The organism is Aquisalimonas asiatica, assembly GCF_900110585.1.
In the GTDB taxonomy this organism is placed as follows: Bacteria; Pseudomonadota; Gammaproteobacteria; order Nitrococcales; family Aquisalimonadaceae; genus Aquisalimonas; species Aquisalimonas asiatica.
Map to the genome: position 1 here is coordinate 652,631 of NZ_FOEG01000001.1, position 20,594 is coordinate 673,224.

The 20,594-nt window shown below is 67.4% G+C and carries 20 protein-coding genes; 12 read left to right on the plus strand and 8 right to left on the minus strand.

Annotated features, from left to right (window positions below; genetic code table 11):
* Positions 1-76: 76 nt before the first annotated feature.
* The 4 genes from frr to rpsB all read right to left on the minus strand — a co-directional run bounded on the left by frr (position 77) and on the right by rpsB (position 3,150).
* A complete protein-coding gene (frr, locus tag BMZ02_RS03105) occupies positions 77-634 on the minus strand; it encodes a ribosome recycling factor (RefSeq protein ID WP_091639822.1) in 558 nt (185 codons plus the stop codon).
* A 5-nt stretch (positions 635-639) separates the two neighbouring features.
* Positions 640-1,359 (minus strand): UMP kinase, encoded by a 720-nt coding sequence (gene pyrH / locus BMZ02_RS03110; RefSeq protein ID WP_091639823.1) that lies wholly within the window; start codon positions 1,357-1,359, stop codon positions 640-642.
* 24 nt (positions 1,360-1,383) lie between these two features.
* Positions 1,384-2,265, minus strand: a complete 882-nt coding sequence (tsf, locus tag BMZ02_RS03115) for a translation elongation factor Ts (RefSeq protein WP_091639825.1) — start codon at positions 2,263-2,265, stop codon at positions 1,384-1,386.
* 114 nt (positions 2,266-2,379) lie between these two features.
* Positions 2,380-3,150, minus strand: a complete 771-nt coding sequence (rpsB, locus tag BMZ02_RS03120; protein WP_091639827.1) for a 30S ribosomal protein S2 — start codon at positions 3,148-3,150, stop codon at positions 2,380-2,382.
* A gap of 301 nt (positions 3,151-3,451) precedes the next feature.
* On the opposite strand from rpsB, the gene map reads away from it, so the two are divergent.
* The 9 genes from map (at position 3,452) to BMZ02_RS03165 (ending at position 14,057) form a co-directional block, all read left to right on the plus strand.
* Positions 3,452-4,225, plus strand: a complete 774-nt coding sequence (map, locus tag BMZ02_RS03125) for a type I methionyl aminopeptidase (protein ID WP_091639828.1) — start codon at positions 3,452-3,454, stop codon at positions 4,223-4,225.
* Between the two features lie 8 nt (positions 4,226-4,233).
* On the plus strand, positions 4,234-6,936 hold the full coding sequence (gene glnD, locus BMZ02_RS03130; protein ID WP_091639830.1) for a [protein-PII] uridylyltransferase: 2,703 nt from the start codon (positions 4,234-4,236) through the stop codon (positions 6,934-6,936).
* Positions 6,937-6,948: 12 nt separating this feature from the next.
* Positions 6,949-8,142 (plus strand): succinyldiaminopimelate transaminase, encoded by a 1,194-nt coding sequence (gene dapC, locus BMZ02_RS03135; protein ID WP_091640399.1) that lies wholly within the window; start codon positions 6,949-6,951, stop codon positions 8,140-8,142.
* A gap of 72 nt (positions 8,143-8,214) precedes the next feature.
* Complete coding sequence (dapD, locus tag BMZ02_RS03140) at positions 8,215-9,033, plus strand: 2,3,4,5-tetrahydropyridine-2,6-dicarboxylate N-succinyltransferase (protein ID WP_091639832.1); 819 nt, start codon at positions 8,215-8,217, stop codon at positions 9,031-9,033.
* A gap of 2 nt (positions 9,034-9,035) precedes the next feature.
* Positions 9,036-9,386, plus strand: coding sequence for an arsenate reductase (locus BMZ02_RS03145; protein ID WP_091639833.1), 351 nt, complete (start codon positions 9,036-9,038; stop codon positions 9,384-9,386).
* A complete protein-coding gene (dapE, locus tag BMZ02_RS03150; protein WP_091639835.1) occupies positions 9,383-10,519 on the plus strand; it encodes a succinyl-diaminopimelate desuccinylase in 1,137 nt (378 codons plus the stop codon). Before BMZ02_RS03145 ends, dapE begins: the two co-directional genes overlap by 4 nt.
* 5 nt (positions 10,520-10,524) lie before the next feature.
* Positions 10,525-11,673, plus strand: a complete 1,149-nt coding sequence (locus tag BMZ02_RS03155; protein ID WP_091639836.1) for an MFS transporter — start codon at positions 10,525-10,527, stop codon at positions 11,671-11,673.
* Positions 11,670-12,704: an LLM class flavin-dependent oxidoreductase gene (locus tag BMZ02_RS03160; protein WP_091639838.1), complete on the plus strand. Its 1,035-nt coding sequence runs from the start codon at positions 11,670-11,672 to the stop codon at positions 12,702-12,704. Before BMZ02_RS03155 ends, BMZ02_RS03160 begins: the two co-directional genes overlap by 4 nt.
* 132 nt (positions 12,705-12,836) lie before the next feature.
* Positions 12,837-14,057 (plus strand): YeeE/YedE family protein, encoded by a 1,221-nt coding sequence (locus tag BMZ02_RS03165; protein ID WP_091639840.1) that lies wholly within the window; start codon positions 12,837-12,839, stop codon positions 14,055-14,057.
* Here BMZ02_RS03165 and BMZ02_RS03170 read toward each other — a convergent pair.
* A complete protein-coding gene (locus tag BMZ02_RS03170; RefSeq protein ID WP_425425063.1) occupies positions 14,054-15,190 on the minus strand; it encodes a ChaN family lipoprotein in 1,137 nt (378 codons plus the stop codon). The genes BMZ02_RS03165 and BMZ02_RS03170 overlap by 4 nt on opposite strands.
* 126 nt (positions 15,191-15,316) lie before the next feature.
* Between BMZ02_RS03170 and BMZ02_RS03175 the strand changes: the two genes are divergently transcribed.
* Together BMZ02_RS03175 and BMZ02_RS03180 are read left to right on the plus strand one after the other, a co-directional pair.
* Positions 15,317-16,000, plus strand: a complete 684-nt coding sequence (locus BMZ02_RS03175) for a haloacid dehalogenase type II (RefSeq protein ID WP_091639843.1) — start codon at positions 15,317-15,319, stop codon at positions 15,998-16,000.
* Positions 16,001-16,042: 42 nt separating this feature from the next.
* Positions 16,043-17,029, plus strand: coding sequence for an NADPH:quinone reductase (locus BMZ02_RS03180; RefSeq protein WP_091639845.1), 987 nt, complete (start codon positions 16,043-16,045; stop codon positions 17,027-17,029).
* Here the strand turns inward: BMZ02_RS03180 and BMZ02_RS03185 are convergent.
* Genes BMZ02_RS03185 through BMZ02_RS03195 form a run of 3 tightly spaced genes read right to left on the minus strand, consistent with a single transcriptional unit; the run spans position 16,993 to position 20,203 of the window.
* Positions 16,993-19,224, minus strand: a complete 2,232-nt coding sequence (locus BMZ02_RS03185; protein WP_091639847.1) for a tRNA(Met) cytidine acetyltransferase TmcA — start codon at positions 19,222-19,224, stop codon at positions 16,993-16,995. The genes BMZ02_RS03180 and BMZ02_RS03185 overlap by 37 nt on opposite strands.
* Complete coding sequence (locus tag BMZ02_RS19325) at positions 19,221-19,472, minus strand: YkgJ family cysteine cluster protein (RefSeq protein WP_091639849.1); 252 nt, start codon at positions 19,470-19,472, stop codon at positions 19,221-19,223. Before BMZ02_RS19325 ends, BMZ02_RS03185 begins: the two co-directional genes overlap by 4 nt.
* A 20-nt stretch (positions 19,473-19,492) precedes the next feature.
* Positions 19,493-20,203, minus strand: a complete 711-nt coding sequence (locus BMZ02_RS03195) for a hypothetical protein (RefSeq protein ID WP_091639850.1) — start codon at positions 20,201-20,203, stop codon at positions 19,493-19,495.
* Positions 20,204-20,254: 51 nt separating this feature from the next.
* Here BMZ02_RS03195 and BMZ02_RS03200 point away from each other — a divergent pair, with 51 nt between their 5' ends.
* Positions 20,255-20,593: a hypothetical protein gene (locus tag BMZ02_RS03200; protein ID WP_139209127.1), complete on the plus strand. Its 339-nt coding sequence runs from the start codon at positions 20,255-20,257 to the stop codon at positions 20,591-20,593.
* The last annotated feature ends 1 nt before the right edge of the window (position 20,594 follow it).

Sequence of the window (20,594 nt, forward strand, 5' to 3'; positions counted from 1 at the left end):
GTACGGGTATCGCCCCGGGAGCTTCTCGGGACACGAGCGGGACCAGCCGGCGGCAGCGGCGCCGGCCGATCAACAATCAGATGGCCATGAGCTCCTGTTCTTTCTGCTCAAGCACTTCATCCACCTGAGCAACGAACTGGTCCGTCAGCTTCTGGATCTGTTCTTCACCGCGGCGCTGATCGTCCTCGGTGATCTCTTTCTCCTTGACCAGCGTCTTCATGTCGGAGTTGGCGTCCCGGCGGACGTTGCGAATCGCGACACGCGCCTGTTCGGCTTCGTTGCGGACGACCTTGACCAGTTCCTTGCGCCGCTCCTCGTTGAGGGCCGGCATGGGCACGCGCAGCACTTCGCCCTGCGACGCCGGGTTGAGGCCAAGATCCGACTGGATGATGGCCTTCTCGATCTTGGGCGCCATACCCTTCTCGAAGGGAGTGACGAGCAGCGTGCGGGCGTCCGATGCGGAGACGTTGGCCACCTGGTTGACCGGCACCTCGGCGCCGTAATACTCGACGGTGACATGGTCCAGCAGGCTGGAGTGGGCGCGGCCGGTACGGATCTTGACCAGCTCCGACTTCAGCGCTTCAACGGACTTCTGCATCCGCTGCTTGGCATCTTTCTGGATATCCTCGATCACGGTAGTCATCCTCTCTCGACGATGGTGCCCACATCCGCACCCAGGACCAGATCCATGAGCGCTCCCGGGCGGGTCATGTCGAATACCTGAATGGGCAGGCCCTGATCCCGGCACAGTACGATGGCAGTCGCATCCATCACCGACAACCTCTGATCCAGAACCTGGTCGTAGGTCAGACGGCGATAGCGTGACGCACCGGCATCGTGGGCCGGGTCGGCGGAGTATACGCCGTCCACCTTGGTGGCCTTGATCATGATGTCCGCATCCACCTCCACGGCGCGCAGGCTCGCTGCCGAATCCGTGGTGAAGAACGGATTGCCGGTGCCGGCAGCGAAGATGACCACCCGCTTCTTCTCCAGGTGGCGCACGGCCCGGCGGCGTATGTAGTCCTCACAGACCTGATTGATCTTGATCGCGGACATCACCCGGGTGAACACGCCCGCGTGCTCCAGGGCATCCTGGAGCGCCAGGGCGTTCATCACGGTGGCCAGCATGCCCATGTGATCCGCCGTAACGCGATCCATGCCGGCGGCGGCAAGGCCCGCACCCCGGAAAATATTGCCGCCGCCGACCACGAGTGCGACCTCGACACCCAGTTCGCGGACTTCGCCAATCTCCCGGGCCAACCGGCGGCTGACGGCCGGGTCGATGCCGTAATCGGCATCGCCCATCAGCCCTTCACCGCTGACCTTCAGGAGTATACGACGATACACAGGCTTGCTCATGAGCCGAGATCCTCTCACACCGGCTCAGGAACCGCGAACCTGGGCCATCACCTCTTCGGCGAAATTGCCTTCTTCCTTCTCGATGCCCTCGCCGACCTCGTAGCGCGTGAACCCCTTGACGGTCGCACCGGCGCCCTTGAGAAGCTCGGCGACACTCTGATCGGGATCCTTCACGAACGGCTGACCGACCAGGGTGGTTTCCTTGAGGAACTTCTGCACACGGCCTTCGAGCATTTTCTCGACGATCTCCGGCGGCTTGCCGCTCTCTTCGGCCTGGGCCTTGAGGATCGCGCGCTCCTTGTCCAGAAGCTCCGCCGGCATGTCGTTCTCGTCCACCGCAGCCGGGTTGCTCGCGGCAATATGCATGGCGATGTCGCGACCGAGCTGCTCGTCTCCGCCCTCGATCTCGACCATGACACCGATGCGGCTGCCGTGCAGGTAGTGGTGCACCTGTCCGGCGTCGCTCTTGTAAAGCTGGAACCGACGCAGCTGGATGTTCTCGCCGATCTTGGCAACCAGTTCCTGGCGCGCGGTGTGAACGTCGCGGCTGTCATCGAACGGCAGCTGGATCAGCGCGTCGGCGTCCGCCGGCTGCTTTTCCAGAATGATGCGGGCGATGGCATCGGCGAAGTCGTTGAAATCGTCACCGGCGGAGACGAAATCGGTTTCGCTGTTCATCTCGAGAATGACCCCGAGACGGCCGTCGTCGCTGGTACGGGTGATGACCTTGCCTTCGGCGGCAACACGGCCCGCCTTCTTCTCGGCCTTGGCCATGCCCTTCTTGCGCATGGTCTCGATGGCCTGATCGATGTCGCCATCGGCCTCCACCAGCGCCTTCTTGCATTCCATCATTCCGGAGCCGGTCCGCTCGCGGAGTTCCTTCACCTGGGCAGCTGTAATCGCCATGTCCAATCCCTCTCGTATTCAGTCGTTACGTTGCAGCTGGGCGGGGGCGATGCCCCTGCCAGCGCTTGCCCGGTGCGGCGGCAGCCCGCCGCACCGTTGCACCGCGGGCGCGGATTACTGGGTCGCGGCGCCCTCGCCCTCTGCGGCACTGTTGTCCTGCACTTCCACGAAGTCGTCCTTCTCGCTGGCCCCCGGCTTCACCGACGAGGCCTTGGCGTCCTCGATGGCATCGGCCGCGCCGCGGGTGTACAGCTGGATGGCACGAATCGCGTCGTCGTTACCCGGGATCACGTAGTCCACGCCCTTGAGCGAGTTGTTGGTGTCCACGACGCCGATCACCGGAATGTTGAGCTTCTGGGCTTCCTTGATGGCGATCTTCTCGAAGCCGACATCGATCACGAACATGGCATCGGGCAGGCGCTCCATGTTCTTGATACCGGACAGCGAGCGGTCCAGCTTGTCCTTTTCGCGGGTCAGCTCCAGGGCCTCTTTCTTCACGAGCTTCTGGAACGTGCCGTCCTCTTCCTGCTGCTCCAGATCCTTCAGCCGGCGGATGGACTGCTTGACGGTGCGGAAGTTGGTCATCATGCCGCCGAGCCAGCGGTGATCGACAAACGGCATGTTGCAGCGCTGTGCTTCCGCGCGCACCGCATCCCGCGCCGCCCGCTTGGTGCCGACGAACAGGATCTTGCCGCCATTGGAGACGAGCTTGCCCATGAAGTTCAGGGCATCCTGATACAGCGGCAGGGTTTTCTCGAGGTTGATGATGTGAATCTTGTTGCGCTCACCGAAGATGTACGGTGCCATCTTCGGGTTCCAGTAGCGGGTCTGGTGTCCGAAGTGGACACCGGCTTCCAGCATTTCGCGCATGGATACGTTGGCCATGGTGTGATCTCCTGATCGGGTTTGGGCCTCCCCGCACCCCGGACAGGAACTCGTCGCCGAGCAACCCCGCTGTCCGGTTCAAACATGGTGCAGGTGTGATATCAGTCGCCTGTCGGCGACCACGAATTTGACTCCGGCATTTGCCTGAAGAGCGCGCGCTTTATACCATAACTGGCTTACCGCGACAATTTCGCAACCGCCCTGTCACGCGCCTGCAGCGGCCCATGACCGCCCTGCGGGCATCGCCATGCCAGACGCGGCCAGCCGAAGCCACCCACCAGCCGGAGATTCCCGCGAACCTATGTCGGTCACCATCAAATCCAGCGAGGAAATCGAGAAGATGCGCGCCGCCGGCGCCCTTGCCGCCCAGGTCCTGACCCTTCTGGAGGAGCACATCGCACCAGGGGTTACCACCGAGACGCTCGACGACGTCGCCCATGATTTCATCGTCAACAAGAACAACGCCGTGCCGGCACCGCTGAACTACCGCGGCTTTCCGAAGTCGATCTGCACCTCGGTGAACCATGTGGTCTGCCACGGCATTCCCGGCCCGAAGAAGCTGAAAAAGGGCGACATCCTCAACATCGACATCACCGTAATCAAGGACGGCTACCACGGTGACACCAGCCGCATGTTCTATGTGGGTGAACCGACCATTCAGGGGCGCCGCCTGAGCGAGGTGGCCCACGCAGCCATGTGGAAGGGGATCCGCGCCGTTCGTCCGGGCGCGCGGCTGGGCGACATCGGCCACGCCATTCAGCAGTTCGCCGAGAGCCACAACTATTCGGTCGTTCGCGAGTACTGTGGACACGGCATCGGCGTCGACTTCCACGAAGAGCCGCAGGTGCTGCACTACGGGACGCCCGGCACCGGCATGGTGCTGGAGGAAGGCATGACCTTCACCATCGAGCCCATGATCAATGCCGGGCGCAAGGAAACCCGCCTGCTCAAGGACGACTGGACCGTCGTGACCAAGGACCACAGCCTGTCGGCGCAGTGGGAGCACACACTGGCGGTCACCCGTGACGGCTACGACATCCTGACGCTTCGCGACGGCGAAGTGGTCCCGGACTGAGGCAAGCCATGTCCACAGCCAGCGCCTACCCCAGTGAAGCGGACGCAGTCCTGTTCGATGGCGACGAGCTGGATCGCCGGCTGGCCGCCGGGGAGCCGGCGATCCGTGTCTTCCGCGACGCACGCGAGCACGGCGATGCCATTCTCATGGGCCGCTTCCGTGAGGGTGCCCCCGCGCGCATTCTGGTGCCACTGCGCACCTGGCTGATCGACGAGCTCCTGCAGCGCGCCTGGGACCGGATCATGGACGCCCGGTGCGCCGGCATCGCCCTGGTCGCCGTGGGCGGGTACGGCCGCGGCGAACTGCACCCGGGGTCCGATATCGACCTCATGCTGCTGCTGGACGACACCGGCCTCGACGGTCGTGATGGCTGCATCGAGGCATTTCTGACCTTCCTCTGGGACATCGGCCTGGAGGTCGGCCACAGCGTCCGCACCCTGGACGATTGCGTCACCGAATCGGAGCGTGACATCACGGTGGCCACCAACCTCATGGAGTCGCGGCTGCTGAAGGGCCCCGAGCCGCTCTACCAGGCCATGCGCGAGGCCACCGGTCCGGAACGGGTCTGGCCCAGCCGCGCCTTCTTCGAGGCCAAGTGGCGCGAACAGCTGGATCGCCACGCCAAGTACCACGACACTGCCTACAACCTGGAGCCCAACATCAAGGAGAGCCCCGGCGGGCTGCGGGACATCCAGATGGTGGGCTGGGTGGCGAAGCGCCATTTCGGCGCGGAGACGCTGCACGACCTGGTGGACCAGGGCTTTCTCACCGAAGAGGAGTACCAGGACCTGGACGCCGGGCAGAACCTGCTCTGGGACATCCGCTTCGCCCTGCACACGCTGGCGGGACGGCGCGAGGACCGGCTCATCTTCGATCACCAGACGGCACTGGCAAAGCAGTTCGGCTACACGGACCAGGATCACACCCTGGGTGTGGAGCAGTTCATGCAGCGCTACTTCCGCACGGTCATGGAACTGAGCCGCCTCAACGAGATGCTGCTGCAGCTCTACCAGGAAGTCATTCTCTACGCCGATGACCGGGAGCCGCCGCAGCTCATCAACAAGCGCTTCCAGTCGCGCAAGGGGTTCATCGAGGTCACTCACCCGAACGTCTTCCAGCGCTACCCGTTTGCGCTGCTGGAGGTCTTTCTGCTGATGCAGCAGTACCAGGAGCTCAAGGGCGTGCGGGCGTCGACCATTCGCCTCATCCGTGCCAACCGGCACCTGATCGACGACCGCTTCCGGGACGACCTCCGCTGTCGCAGCCTGTTCATGGAGATCATGCGCCAGCCCCGGGGCATCACCCACGAGATCCGGCGCATGCACCGTTACGGGCTCCTGGGGCGTTACATTCCGGCCTTCGGCGCCATTACCGGGCGCATGCAGTACGACCTGTTCCACGTCTACACGGTGGACTCACACACCCTGTTCGTGGTGCGCAACCTGCGCCGGTTCGCTCTCCCCGAGCACGCCTCGGAGCTGCCTTTCTGCCACACCATCATGCAGCGGCTGCCGAAGCCGAACCTTCTCTACCTGGCCGCGCTGTTCCACGACATCGCCAAGGGGCGCGGCGGCGACCACTCCGAGCTCGGCGCGGAGGACGCCTACGCCTTCTGCGCCGCCCACGGCCTGAGCGAGTACGACTCGCGGCTGGTGGCGTGGCTGGTGCGCAACCACCTGCTCATGTCCATGACGGCGCAGCGCAAGGACATCTCCGACCCGGAGGTCATCAACGCGTTCTCCGACCAGATCGGTGACCGCACACGGCTGGATTACCTCTACCTGCTCACGGTCGCCGACATCCGGGCCACCAACCCCGAGATGTGGAACTCCTGGAAGGACGCCCTGCTACTGGAGCTCTACACGCTGGCGAAACGCGCCCTGCGCCGCGGCCTGGAACACCCCATCGACACCGAGGAGCTGGTCCGGGAGACCCAGGCGCAGGCGCGCCGCCGGCTCAAGGTGAAGGGGCTGCACCACATGACGGTGAAGTCTGTCTGGCGCCATTTCACGGACGATTACTTCCTGCGCTACTCCGCCGAGGAAATCGCCTGGCACACGGAGGCCATTGCCCGCTGCCAGTCGCAGGACCTGCCCCTGGTGCTGCTCGACGGGCACGGGGCCCGGGGAGGCACCGAGGCCTTCGTCTACACCTCCGACAAGGACCACGTGTTCGCGCTCACCGTGTACGCCATGGACCAGCTCAACCTGAACATCCAGGACGCGCGCATCATTACCACGCGCAACGGCTACACCCTGGACAGCTATCTGGTCCTCGACGACGACGGCAACCCCGTCCAGGACCCGGGCCGCAAGGACGAGATCAGCACCCGTCTGCGCCACGTGCTGAGCCAGGACGAACTCCGCCCGCCGAGCTGCCGATCGGTGCCCCGGCAACTGCAGCATTTCAATGTCGGCACGCAGATCAGCTTCATGGATGACCCCAACAACGGGCGCACGGTACTGGAGCTGATCACCGCCGACCGGCCCGGCCTGCTGGCACGGGTGGGGTACACCTTCGCCCGTTGCGGCGTTCGCCTGCAGAGCGCCAAGATCGCCACCATCGGCGCCCGCGCCGAGGACGTCTTCTTCATTACCGACCACAACAATGCGCCGCTCACGGACGAGAAGCAGCTCGGGGCCATCCGCAAGATGCTCATCGAACTCCTGGGTGAAACCAGCGACCTCGTGGAACAGGCGACCGGACTGTAACCAACCATGACCATGAACCCGAACCTGGACCGCCTGCAGCGCTATCCGTTCGAGCGGCTGAACGCGCTGCTGGCGGACGTGGATCCAACCCCGGCGACACCGGTGAACCTGGGCATCGGCGAGCCGAAGCACGCGCCGCCGGCCTTTATCGGCGAGACCCTGGCCGCGAACCTCGACGGCCTCGGTCGCTACGCCGGCACGGGTGGAACCCCGGAGCTGCGCAGCACCCTGTGCGGCTGGCTGGAACGCCGCTTCGCTTTGGGGGCCGGCGCCCTGGACCCGGACGCCAACGTGCTGCCCGCAGCGGGAACCCGCGAGGCGCTGTTCGCCATCACCCAGGCCGTGGTCTCCGGGCGGCGTGACGCCCTGGTGCTGATGCCCAACCCCTGCTATCAGATCTACGAGGGCGCGGCGCTGCTTGCCGGTGCGGAGCCGGTCTATCTCAACACCACCGTGGACACCGCCTACCTCCCGGACCTGGACGCCGTGCCCGAGTCAACGTGGCGGCGGTGCGCCCTGATCTACATCTGCTCGCCGGGCAACCCCAGCGGGGCCGTACTGCCGGAAGCGTGGCTGCGAAAGCTCATCGCCCTGGCCGACGCCCACGACTTCGTCATCGCCGCCGACGAGTGCTACAGCGAGCTCTACCCGGATGAGGAGCGGCCGCCCCTGGGTCTGCTGGAGGTGTGCGCACGGATGGGGCGGATGGACTTCCACCGCTGCGTGGTCTTCCACAGCCTGTCCAAGCGGTCCAACGTGCCCGGCCTGCGATCCGGTTTTGTCGCCGGGGACGCCGGCATCCTCGAGGGCTTTCTGCGTTACCGCACCTACCAGGGCTGCGCCCTGCCCCTGCACGTCCAGCAGGCCAGCCAGGCCGCCTGGGACGACGAGGCCCACGTCAGGCATAATCGCACCCGCTATCGGGCGAAGTTCGATACCGCGCTGGAGATCCTGCGCCCGGTGCTGGATGTTGACGCACCGGATGCGGGCTTTTACCTGTGGCCCCGCACGCCGGTGGACGACGTCATGTTCGCACGGACGCTCTACGAGCAGGAGAACGTGCGGGTCCTGCCCGGGAGTTATCTCTCCCGGGAGGCGAACGGCGTCAACCCGGGCGCCGGTCATGTCCGCATGGCGCTGGTCGCCGACGAGGCCGAGTGCGAAGAGGCGATGTGGCGCATCCGACGGTGCGTGGAACGACTGTAGGCGGCACTACCCCGGCACGGCCCGGACAGTCACCCAATTGACACGAACACTTGAACAACGAGGCCAATCACCATGGACACCATCCGCTCCGTCATTGAAGAGGCATTCGAGAAACGCGGCGAGATCAGCCCGCGCACGGCATCCCCCGAGGTGGTGGACGCCGTGGAGCAGGCCATCATGATGCTTGACCGCGGCGAAGCGCGGGTCGCCGAGAAGCGCGACGGTGACTGGATCGTGAACGAATGGCTGAAGAAGGCCGTGCTGCTGTCGTTCCGGCTGCACGACAACGAAGTCATGCGCACCGGCGCGGTGAACTACTTCGACAAGGTGCCGCTGAAGTTCACCGACTACAACAGCCAGGATTTCCACAGCGGCGGCGTGCGCGTGGTGCCGCCGGCGGTGGCCCGGCGCGGCTCGTTCATCGCCCCCGGCGCGGTGCTCATGCCCTCCTACGTGAACATCGGTGCCTACGTGGACGAGGGCACCATGGTGGACACCTGGGCGACCGTGGGCTCCTGCGCCCAGATCGGCAAGGGCGTGCATCTCTCCGGCGGTGCCGGTATCGGCGGTGTCCTGGAGCCGTTGCAGGCCAATCCGGTGATCATCGAGGATAACGCCTTCATCGGTGCCCGCTCCGAGATCGTTGAAGGGGTCATCGTCGAGGAAGGGGCCGTGATCTCCATGGGCGTCTTCATCGGTCAGAGCACCAAGATCTACAACCGCGAGACCGGTGAAGTGCTCTACGGCCGCGTGCCCAAGGGCGCCGTGGTGGTGCCGGGCAACCTGCCCTCCGCCGATGGCACCCACTCCCTTTACTGCGCCGTCATCATCAAGCAGGTGGACGCCAAGACCCGCGCCAAGGTCGGCATCAACGAACTGCTGCGCCCCTGATCATGGCCACGGTCTACGGCATCAAGAGCTGTGACACCTGTCGCAAGGCACTGAAATGGCTGGAGCATGCCGGCGTGGAGGCCACGTTCCACGATTTCCGGCGCGACGGCGTGCCGGCGGCGCTGGACAACTGGCTCACCCAGCTCGGCGCAGCCGAGCTGGTCAACCGGCGCAGCACCACCTGGCGTCAGCTGGACGAGCAGCAGCGCCAGCGGGCGGACACCGACGCCGCCGCCCTGCTGCGGGAGCAGCCAACACTGATCCGCCGGCCCGTTCTGGAGACGGGCGACCGGGTGGTGGTGGGGTTCCGCGAGGCCGATTACCGGGCGGCACTGGGAGTGGACCAGCCATGAGCGATACCCTGGAGCTGGCGCGGGCGCTAATCAGCCGGCCGTCGGTCACCCCCGACGACGCCGGCTGCCAGCCGCTGATCCAGGAGCGGCTCGACCGGGCCGGATTCCAGGGCGAGACAATGTGTTTCGGCGACGTCACCAACCTGTGGAGCCGGCGTGGCACGGCGCGCCCGCTGTTCGTGTTCGCCGGCCACACGGACGTGGTGCCCACGGGGCCGGAATCGGAATGGACCACGCCGCCGTTCGACCCCCAGGTCCGCGACGGTGTGCTCCACGGCCGCGGGGCCGCCGACATGAAGGGCAGCCTCGCGGCGTTCGTGACCGCCTGCGAACGGTTCGCCGCGAAGCACCCGTCACACCGCGGCTCCATCGCCCTGTTGATTACCAGCGACGAAGAAGGCCCGGCGAAGGACGGCACGGCCCGGGTGATGGACACCCTGCAGAGTCGCGGTGAACAGATCGACTGGTGCCTGGTGGGAGAACCGAGCAGTGACGCCACGGTGGCTGACACCGTCAAGAACGGCCGCCGCGGTTCGCTGAACGGCGTATTGACAGTCTACGGGGTACAGGGCCATGTGGCCTATCCGCACAAGGCGCAGAACCCGATCCACACCCTTGCCCCCGCCCTGGCGGAGCTGGCGGCGGCCGATTGGGACGCGGGCAACGACAGCTTCCCGCCCACCACGTTCCAGGTCTCCAACATCAATGCCGGCACGGGAGCGACCAATGTCATCCCCGGCAGCGTGGAGGTCACGTTCAATTTCCGCTTCTCCACGGAGAGCACGCCGGAGTCGCTGCAGGCGCGGGTCGATGCCGTGCTGGAGCGACACGGCCTCGATTGCCGGATCGACTGGCAGCTCTCGGCGCGCCCGTTCGTCACCGAATCGGGCGATCTCGTGGCGGCAACCCTGGACGCCATTACCGGGGTCACGGGCCGGCAGGCCGCGCTGTCTACCGGCGGCGGCACGTCTGACGGGCGCTTCATCGCGCCCACCGGCGCGCAGGTGATCGAACTGGGCCCGCTCAACGCCACCATTCACCAGATCGACGAGCGGGTCACCGCTGCCGACCTGGACACCCTGTCGGCGATCTACGAGGGGATTCTGGAGCGTCTGCTCACGGGAGAACGATAACAGCCATGACCCGCCTGCTCGTGGCAACGGTTCTGGTCTTCTGCGCGCTCTACGCCCCCCAGCCCCTGCTGCCGCTGCTCGCCGACCTGTATGGCGTCTCCGAGACGCGCGCGGCACTGCTGATCACGGCCACGCTGCTCCCCCTCAGTATCGCCCCGATTCTCTACGGGCTGTGGCTGGAGCGCCTCAGCGCACGCCGGGTCCTCGCCGGCGCGGTGGCGTTGCTGGGGGTGAGCCAGATCGTCTTTGCGCTGGCGGACAGCTTCACGGTGCTGCTTGTCGCACGGATCGCCCAGGGGATTCTCATTCCCGCCGCGCTGACCGCGCTGATGACCTTCATCGCCGGCCGTGTCGCCGCCGAGCGGCTGGCCGCGACCATGGCCGCCTACGTGGCCGCGACCGTTCTCGGAGGATTCCTGGGCCGCGCACTCGCCGGGCTGATCTCCGCTTACTGGAGCTGGGAAGCGGCGTTCTGGCTGCTGGGTGGCGGACTGCTCGCGCTCACGCCCCTGCTCCTGCGCCTGGACGGCGATCAGCCACCCAACGCCGCCCGCATCAACTGGCGCACCTGCCGTGAGGTCTTCGCCCGCCCCGGCGTGGCTGCCACCTGCCTGATCGGGTTCAGTGTGTTCTTCGTGTTCGCCGCGCTGCTCACCTACCTGCCATTCCGGGCGGTCCAGTTGCGGCCCGAGACCGGCGAGGACACCATTGCGCTGCTGTACGCCGGTTACCTCATGGGCATCGTGGTCGCGCTCGCCTCCGGCCGCATTACGCGCTGGAGCGGCAGTGCGCGGGCAACGGTCCGGCTCGGGCTCGGAGTCTTTCTGCTGGCCACCCTGGGGTTTCTGGTGCCGTCGCTGCCGGCGCTGTTCGCGGTCATGCTGGTCTTCTGCGGTGGCATGTTCCTGGTGCACGGCACCGCACCGGGCATCGTCAACGCCCTGGCACCCGACCGCCGTGGTGTGGTCAACGGACTCTACATCGCGGCCTACTATGCCGGAGGCACCCTCGGCGCCTGGTTGCCTGGTATCCTGTACGCCCACATCGGCTGGGCAGCCATGGTCAGCGCGGTGGCGCTGATGCTGCTGGTTGCCACCGCGGCCTCGCGCGGGCTGCCCGGACCCCATTCATCCCAATCAAAGGCTGAGTCATGAACGGCGCTGCGACCACTCCCGTTTCCGTGCTCGATCTTGCTTCCATCACCCAGGGCGGCTCCCCCGGAGACGCCTTCGAACGCACGGTGGCCCACGCCCGTGAGGCCGACCGTCTCGGCTTTCAGCGCATCTGGCTGGCGGAACACCACAATCTCGACGGCATTGCCAGCGCCGCAACGGCGGTCCTCATCGGCCACGTTGCCGCCCAGACGCAACGGATCCGGGTCGGCTCCGGCGGTGTCATGCTGCCCAACCACGCACCGCTGGTCATCGCCGAGCAGTTCGGCACGCTGGAGACGCTCTACCCGGGCCGCATCGACCTCGGGCTCGGGCGCGCGCCGGGGACGGACGGCGCCACGGCCCGGGCCCTGCGCGGGGCCAACGCCCTGCAGGAGCCGGACTTCGCGGAGCTGCTGGCGGAACTGCGCGGTTACCTGGCGCCGGCACGTGACCAGCAGAAAGTCCGGGCCATCCCGGGTCAGGGGCTGGACATCCCCATCTGGCTGCTGGGCTCCAGCGGCTACAGTGCCCAGCTTGCCGGGCAGCTCGGTCTGCCCTTTGCCTTCGCCAGCCATTTCGCGCCGCGCCACCTGATGGACGCGCTGCGTCTGTACCGCGAGGTCTTCCAGCCCTCGGCGGTGCTGGACGAACCGTACGCCATGGTGGCCATGAACGTGATCACCGCGGACACCGATGCGGAAGCGGAACGCCTGGCGACCTCGGTCAAACAGCGCTTTCTACGCATGATCCGGAACCAGCGCGGCCGCCTGGATCCGCCGGTCGACACCATGGACGGGCTGTGGTCGCGCCAGGAGCAGGCCATGGTGGAGAACACCCTGAGCGCATCCGCGTTCGGCGCCCCGGAGACGGTGCGGGAGACCATCAACCACTTCCTGGACACCACGGGCGCCAACGAACTCATCATCACCAACGACGTCTACGACGCCGCGGCGCGGCTGCGCTCGCTGCAGTTGCTGGCGGAGGTCATGATGCCCGGACCCGGTGGAGCAGCCGACGCCGGCGCGGGCTGACCACCCGCCCCGCGCGCTTGAGAGCGTTCTAAGGTTAGAGCCCGGCGGCCTTTCACACCGCCCTTTCCGTCGATGTATGCTGCGCACATCGAAAACCGGAGCCCATCAAGCTCCCTAACACGGAGGCTTTCCATGTCGGCATCCCCGTCCGCCGTCGTCGGTCAACCCGGCGGCATGAACCCCGCAGGCTGGATCGCGCTGGCACTGCTCGCGCTCGGCCTGCTGTACATCGGCCAGGTCATTGATGCGACCCAGGCGATGCTGTTTGCCGTGGGCGGAGCCCTTGGCGTGGTGCTCTACCACGCCGCGTTCGGGTTCACCTCGGCCTGGCGCGTTTTCATCACTGACCGCCGCGGCGCAGGCCTGCGCGCACAGATGATCATGCTTGCCGTGGCGGTGGTGCTGTTCTTCCCTGCCCTGGGTGCCGGATCGGTGTTCGGCGGCGAAGTCAGCGGATTCGTCGCCCCCATCGGGGTCGCCGTCATGGTGGGCTCGTTCATGTTCGGCGTGGGCATGCAGCTGGGCGGGGGCTGCGCGTCCGGCACGCTGTTCACTGCCGGCGGCGGCAACATGCGTATGGTGGTCACGCTGATCGGGTTCATCCTCGGCTCCGTGATCGCCACCCACCACGTGGACTGGTGGTGGGATCAACCGGCTTTCGAGGCCGTCTCCCTGGTGGACAGCCTCGGGGTGACCGGCGGCCTGGCACTGAGCCTCGCCCTGTTTGCCACCATCTACTTCGGCACCCGCGTACTGGAGCGGCGTCGCCACGGCCAGCTCGAACAACCCCGGCCCTCTGACAACGCCGGCTGGACGCGCTTCCTGCGGGGCCCGTGGCCACTGATCTGGGGCGCCGTGGCGCTGGCGGTGCTGAACTTCGTCACGCTGGTTCTCGCCGGCCGCCCGTGGGGGATCACCGCGGCATTCGCCCTCTGGGGCGCGAAAGGATTCGAGATGATCGGCATCGATGTCGCCCAGTGGAGCTACTGGCAGGAGGCCGGCAACGCCCAGGCCCTGCAGGCCGGTGTGCTTGCGGACACCACGTCGGTCATGAACTTCGGCATTGTTCTCGGCGCCCTCCTTGCCGCCTCACTGGCAGGGCGTTTCGCCCCCAGCCTGCGGATTCCGTTCCGGCCCCTGATGGCTGCCATCATCGGCGGCCTCCTGCTCGGCTACGGTGCCCGCCTGGCATTCGGCTGCAACATCGGCGCCTATTTCAGCGGCATCGCGTCGGGCAGCCTGCACGGCTGGGTCTGGCTGGTCTTCGGTTTCCTCGGCAACATGGCCGGGGTCCGGCTGCGCCCCTGGTTCTTCGGTGAAGAGCAGCGCCCAAGGCAGCCCACATCCTGCTAGTCGTCCGGTGACGGCGGGAACCGGGCGATCACCTGCCCGGTCTCGCCGTCACGCACCACCTCCAGCGGCAACCATGTCCCCGGCGCCTGCCGGTGGATGATGCGTTGCAGCTCCGCCGGCGCCTTCAGCCGTTCCCCGGCGGCCGTGATGATCCGATCCCCCTCCTCCAGCCCGGCCCCGGCGGCCACCGACTCCGGCATAACGCCGGTGACGCGCACACCATCGGCGTCCGCCTCGCCGAGCGTGACACCCAGGGACGGTGCGGCCCGTTCATGACGCGCGTCGTCAAGGCGGAACAGGGCATCGGCCAGATCCGGATCCCGTTCGCCGCAGTCGCCGTCCACGCCGTCCGGGAGTAGTACCGCAACATCGTCGAGCCCCAGGTCCGCGAGTTCGTACGGCACACCGTCGCCGTACGCCAGGTGGCCCCGCCCGATGAGCGCGACCACCAGCGCACCGTCATGCTCCTCCCGCGCCGAGGAAATCCCCTCCGCCATGGCCCGGTCCCGTGCAAGCTGGGCACGCACGAACGCCTCGGCATCCCCCGCCATCCCGTGCTCCGCGTGCTGTTCGAAGCTCTCCATCAACCGCTCCCGGTAACGCGTGCCCGGACCGGCTGCCGGTCCGACATCATCACGCTCGGCGGCCGGGACCGCATCCCACCCCTCGGCGCCGATGCGCTGGATCACGGGCCGCTCAAGGTTGAGACCGATCAGCGGGATGCCATGCATACGAGCGAAGTGCAGCACCGGCAGGTAGAGCGCCGGGTCGAACCCCCAGTGCTCGTACCAGCCACTGCGGCGGAGAAACTCCCGCTCATCCAGCTCACCGTCCACCCAGGCGTCCAGGACCGGCTGCACCGTGCGCGGGAACATCTCCAGCCCGAGCACCAGGTGCGGCTCGTGGGCACGCACGTGGGCCAGGGTCGACAACTGCCACCGGTGATGCGCCATGCGGTCGTGCCGTTCGCCCAGCAGTACCGCCTGGGAGGTGGCCAGCTCGCGATAGAGCACCCGTTCATCCAGCGGCTCTCCGCCGGGCGTCATCCAGCCGCCCGGCGGGAGCTCGCATGCGGCCCGGGCAGACAGCGGCGCGATCGCCAGACACAGGCCCAGGGTCAGTAAACGCAACACCCTCATCTCGCTGCACCCCACTCGATACGTCCCATTGTCACTCCCGCCGCTGCCACGCCATCACCGCATGCTGTTACCATCCAGTGCAGGCCGCAACCCGGCCGACGGACAACTGGGGGGAGCAGCATGAGCCGCATCATCGCCTTCGACGTCAACGAAACCTTGCTGGATCTGGGCGGCCTCGACCCCGTCTTCGAACGGGTCTTCGGCACGGCCCGGGCGCGGGAGACCTGGTTCAGCCAGGTCCTCCAGAGCGCCATGACCACCACTATACTGGGCCGTTACCACGACTTCTCCAGCATCGCGGCGGGCGCCATGACCCAGACTGCCGAGCGCTACGGTGTGTCGCTGTCGCAGAAGGATCGTGACGCCATTGCCGGCGGCATGCGTTCACTGCCTCCGCACCCCGACGTGGCCCCGGCGCTCCGGCGCATGGGCGATGCCGGGCTGCGCATGGTCGCCCTGACGAACTCCGCTCCCCAGGCTGCCCGGGCGCAGCTCGACAATGCCGGGTTGAGCGACTTCTTCGAGGAGATCATGAGCGTCGACATGGCACAGACCCTCAAACCCGCCCCGGAGGTGTACAACACGGCCGCACGCAGCATGCTCGCCACGGCGCAGGAGATGCGGCTGGTGGCCGCCCACGCCTGGGACATTGCCGGTGCCATGAACGCTGGCTGGGCCGGCGCGTTCCTGGCACGCCCCGGGCAGGTGTGGGACCCGCTTTTCGACCAGCCGGACATCATCGGCGCGACCATGGACGACATCGCCACCGCCATCATCGCCACGGACCTGGACACCGATACATAGCGCGCTTCCCGCCACAACCACAACAACCAGGAGAACCGTTCCATGCGAGCCGCCCACTACGACCGCGTCGGCCCCGCCGCCGATGTCCTGACCGTCTCCGACATCCCGACACCCGAACCCGGGCCGGGCGAAGTCCGCGTCCGCCTGCACGCCAGCGGCGTCAACCCGTCCGACGTGAAGACCCGGGCCGGGGCGCGCAGCCGGGAGCTGCCCTTCCCGCGCATCATCCCGCACAGCGACGGAGCTGGCGTTATCGACGCGGTGGGCGACGGGGTCACCGCGCACACGGAAGGCCAGCGCGTGTGGGTATGGAACGCGGCCTGGGGTCGGCCCGACGGCACGGCGGCGGACTACGTCGTCCTGCCGGAGCGACAGGTGGTCGCACTCCCCGACAGCGTTGACATGGCCGCCGGAGCCTGCCTCGGTATCCCGGCGCTCACGGCATTCCACGCGGTCAACTGCCATGGTGGCGTGCGGGGTCAGTCCGTGCTGATCGCCGGCGGCGCCGGTGCCGTATCCTGGTATGCCATTCAGATGGCGCGGGCGGCGGGCGCGGCCAGGATCATCACCACGGTGAGTTCCGCGGAGAAGGCTGCGGTCGCGCGCGAAGCGGGCGCCGACGAGGTGATCAACTACCGCGAGGAGGACGTGGCACAGCGGGCCATGGCCCTGACCGGTGACCAGGGCGCCGACCGGATCGTGGAGCTGGAGTTTGCCGCCAACGCGGCGGTGGACGTGGCCGCGCTGCGCCCGAACGGCCTGATCGTTGCCTACGGTGCCAACGCGGGCGAGGTGACTCTGCCCTTTTTCCCGTCGATCCTGAAGAACGTGCTGCTGCAGTTCTTCATTGTCTACAACCTCCCCGAAGCCGACCACCGGGCCGCCATCCACGGCGTCACGGACCTGCTGCAGCAGGATGCCCTGCGGCACCGGGTGGCCGAGCGCAGGCCACTTGAGCAGATAGCGGGGGCCCATGCCCTGGTGGAGAGCGGTCAGGTGGTCGGGAACGTGGTGCTGGACCTGGCGTAGTCCGACGCCACCAGGCGCCGGACCCACTCCGGCGCCTGGTGGGCGATCACCGTGCGAAAACTGCGGCGGAGCACGTCGATCACGGCGGGGCGCCCCGTCAGACCGCACACCTCCGCGGACTCCTGCCAGGGCCGTTGCTGGATCACCCGCGCCAACAGCACCCGACGCTCCCGGGTCGACAGCCACTCCTGTGCGGCGCTGGATGTCAGCACTGCCCGCGCAATCGGGCGCAGCGCGGCGATGACCACCTCGTAGGCGCGGTGCCCATGGGCGAATCCTGCGGCATCCAGCCAGTCCCGCTCATCCGGCGGGGGAACGGCGAGATCGGCAAACAGCGCCAGCGCCAGCTCCGGTTCCACCTGCCGGAGCGGATCGGCCAGTTGCGCGGGGAAGTCCCGCGCGAACAGGCTGCGCCCTTCCTTGACCAGCTCCGCGCCACGCGCGGTCAGCGGTCTCGCCACCAGCGCCGAGTGCGTCCCGCTCGCGGCATCCCGGCGCACCCCGAGCCGGAGCGGCACGCAGCCGGCACGCCGCCAGAACGCCAGCAGCCCGGTTGTCGCGCCGAAACTCGCGCCCAGTACGTCGTGCCCGGCGCCGCGGGCGGCCCCGGCAATGTGCTCCACGAGCCGCAGCCCGAACCCGTGTCCCTGCAGCCGCGGATGAACCGCAATCCGCATGATCCGCGCCGCGCGACACGCCGCTCCCTGACGAACACCGACATGGGCGGCCAGCCCCTGGGGCAACAGGTGCCCGCGGGGGCGGCGCTCCCCCGCCCAGATGGCACGGGCGACAGCCGGCTCGAAGCCGCCTTCGGTAGCAACCATGGCGACACCGGCCAGGACGGCGCCGCGCCACAGGAGGTGGAGCTGCAGGTTGGGGCCATCCAGCAGATTGCGCAGATCCAGCGGCCGGGTGCGGTAATGGGCGTGCACCAGCAGGCCGAAGACGCCTCGAAGCAGCGTCTCGTCCGTGGCCAGGGCATCCCGGTCCAGCACCTGTGCGGTGACCGGAGCGCTCGCAACGTCTTCATCATCGGCATCGGGCAACTCCGCGTCCAGCAGCAGCATGCGGAACAGCAGCGCCTCCACCGGACACCCCTGCCGCCAGCGCACGGGCGTCACCAGGGGCACGTGGCGCCAGTGCGGTGTCTCCGCATCGAGCACGGGCTGAAACCGCAGCACGAACCCGCGGCCACTGCCCTCGTAGCCATGCACTGTGGTGGCAAAGACGATACGGCTGTGGTCACGCAGTAGCTGGCCAAGCCGGTGTGGCGGCAATGCCGCTGCCTCGTCCACCAGGACCAGGTCCGGCGCCTCCCGGCTGCCCGCCAGCTCGTCCGGCACCATGAAGCGGAGCACCCCGCCATTGGGCGCACGCACCTCGCTGCGCCCAGGGGTTGTTTCCAGGACACGTGCCGCATGGTGCAGCACGGCATCCACTGCTGCCCGCCGGGGAGCGGTCACCACCACCGTGCCACCCCGCTCGCTCAGCACGCGGGCCGCCGCGATGCCGAGCGCGGCCGACTTGCCGCGGCCTCTGTCAGCGGTGAGCACTGCCGGGCGGCGCCGATGTCCCGTCGCGGTCCGCAGCACCGCCTCCACCCCACGCACCTGATCCGCGCTGATACAGTCGGCGTCCTCCAGCTCGTCCGTGAGTTCCGGGGCGCGCTCCAGTGCCCCCCACTGCGGCAGCGGATGCCCTTCACGAATCCGTACTACCCCGGGGTCATTGGCGAGAATCCGCGCCAGACGGGCCGTAAAACGGCGCCCAACGGCGGCGGCGTCGTAGCCGTCCACCGCCAGGCGCATCAGCTGGGGGTCATCAAAGTCGGCCCATTCATCCAGTGGCGGAGTCAGCAGCACCACCAGCCCACCGGCCCGCACCGTGCCCACACCGGCGCCAAGCCCGTCCGGGTCCAGGCCGTCATATGCGTCGATGACAAGCGCCTGCGCCTCCGTCCCCAGATACCGGCCAAGGCCGTCCGGGGCGGCCCCCGTCGTTTCGGCGGGTGGCGCATGACCTGCCCAGAGGACGGGGCTATCGCCGGCAGGACTACCGGCAAGGAGATCGAGTGCCTGGCTGCGACACCACGGCTGTGTGCCACTGAGCACCACCATACGGCGCCAGCCGGCGGCCCCGGCGTCATCCCGGAGTGCCTGCCCGAGCGCTTTCAGATCGGCTGCGCGGGTGTTCACGCCGTGGCCGTTTCCAGTGCGCGGAGCCGGGCAAATGCGTCCTCCCGGCTGTCTCCGCACAGGGCCGGGGTCGCGCTGAACGCCTCGCAGACGGCAGGCCGGTCCGGCTGGCCGAACAACCCGCACAAGGCGTCATCCGTGAGGTGGATACATGGCACGCCGGCCGGCTTGCCACCGGGCATCCCGGGGATGGGAGATGAAATGGACGGGGCCACGCAGCAAGCCCCGCAACCGGGCCGACAATCCATACGCGACGCTCCCCGCGACCTCAAGGGGCAAGATCCTCGTCGAGAAACCCGCCACACCCCTGCAACGGGCGGCCTTCCACGGTGATCCGGACCTGTTCCAGGGTATCCACGCCGTCGCCGTGATCGCAGGGCATGTCCAGGCGCTCCAGCGCGATGCCCGTCTCCGGGTCGCCGCCGTCCAGGCGCCCGCGGTCGTCACGCCACTCGGCGTCATCGACGCGCAGCACACCGTCCCGGCTGCGATGCCGGAAACTCAGCGTGTCCCCGTCCAGCTCCAGTTCCCAGGACTGATCCCCGGCTTCGGCCCGGTAATCGACGCCCCGCAGGCGCGCTTCCTCCCAGACCACGGCACCCGGCGTTTCGCCACACCGGACCTGGCCTCCCTCGGGGCCGGTCCATTGGGCCTGGGCGCCATCCCGCTGCCACACAGCGCCGTCGTCCGATTCGTAAGTGGTCTCGGCGTCATCCACCGCCAGCATGTCCCACGTATCCCCGTCACGGTGCGCGATCAGGCGCTCCCCCTCCCGCCCCCGGGTGACGACGCGCTCGCCGTCGGCGCAGTCGAAGACATTCACCAGCACCCCCGGTGCACCCGGCGCCGGCTCGGGCGCCTCGCGCGCGTCCACTCGATCGGGGTCACCGTCATGGCGGGCACACCCGGACGCCCACAACACCAGCACGACGATGACGGCGAGCCGAAGCGCCCGGCCTGCTCCATGGAATTTGTTCATGAAAGCCCCATGATGGAGAATGAAATGACCTTGCACGAATAGGGGATGGGCATGAAGACACCACGCATTATGCTGCTGATCGTCCTGATGATCGGTTCCGGTCACGCGCTGGCAGATTTTCCCGAGGGGGACGATCCGGATGCCAGCCCGGAGCAGGAGCTGGAAGAACGGACCTTCGAGATCGTCGTTCGTGGCCTCCCTTCCGGCTTCGGGCCTGCATGGAAAGGCGTCCAGCCCATTGCCGACATCGACGGGTTATCCCTTCAATCCGTTGACGCTGATCGTAACCGTATCGTCGTCCGGGGCGGCGAACAACCCTCACGGTCGGCACTGACGGAAGCGCTGGAGAATTCCGGTATCAGCGTCGTCTACATTACCGAACGAAGCTGAC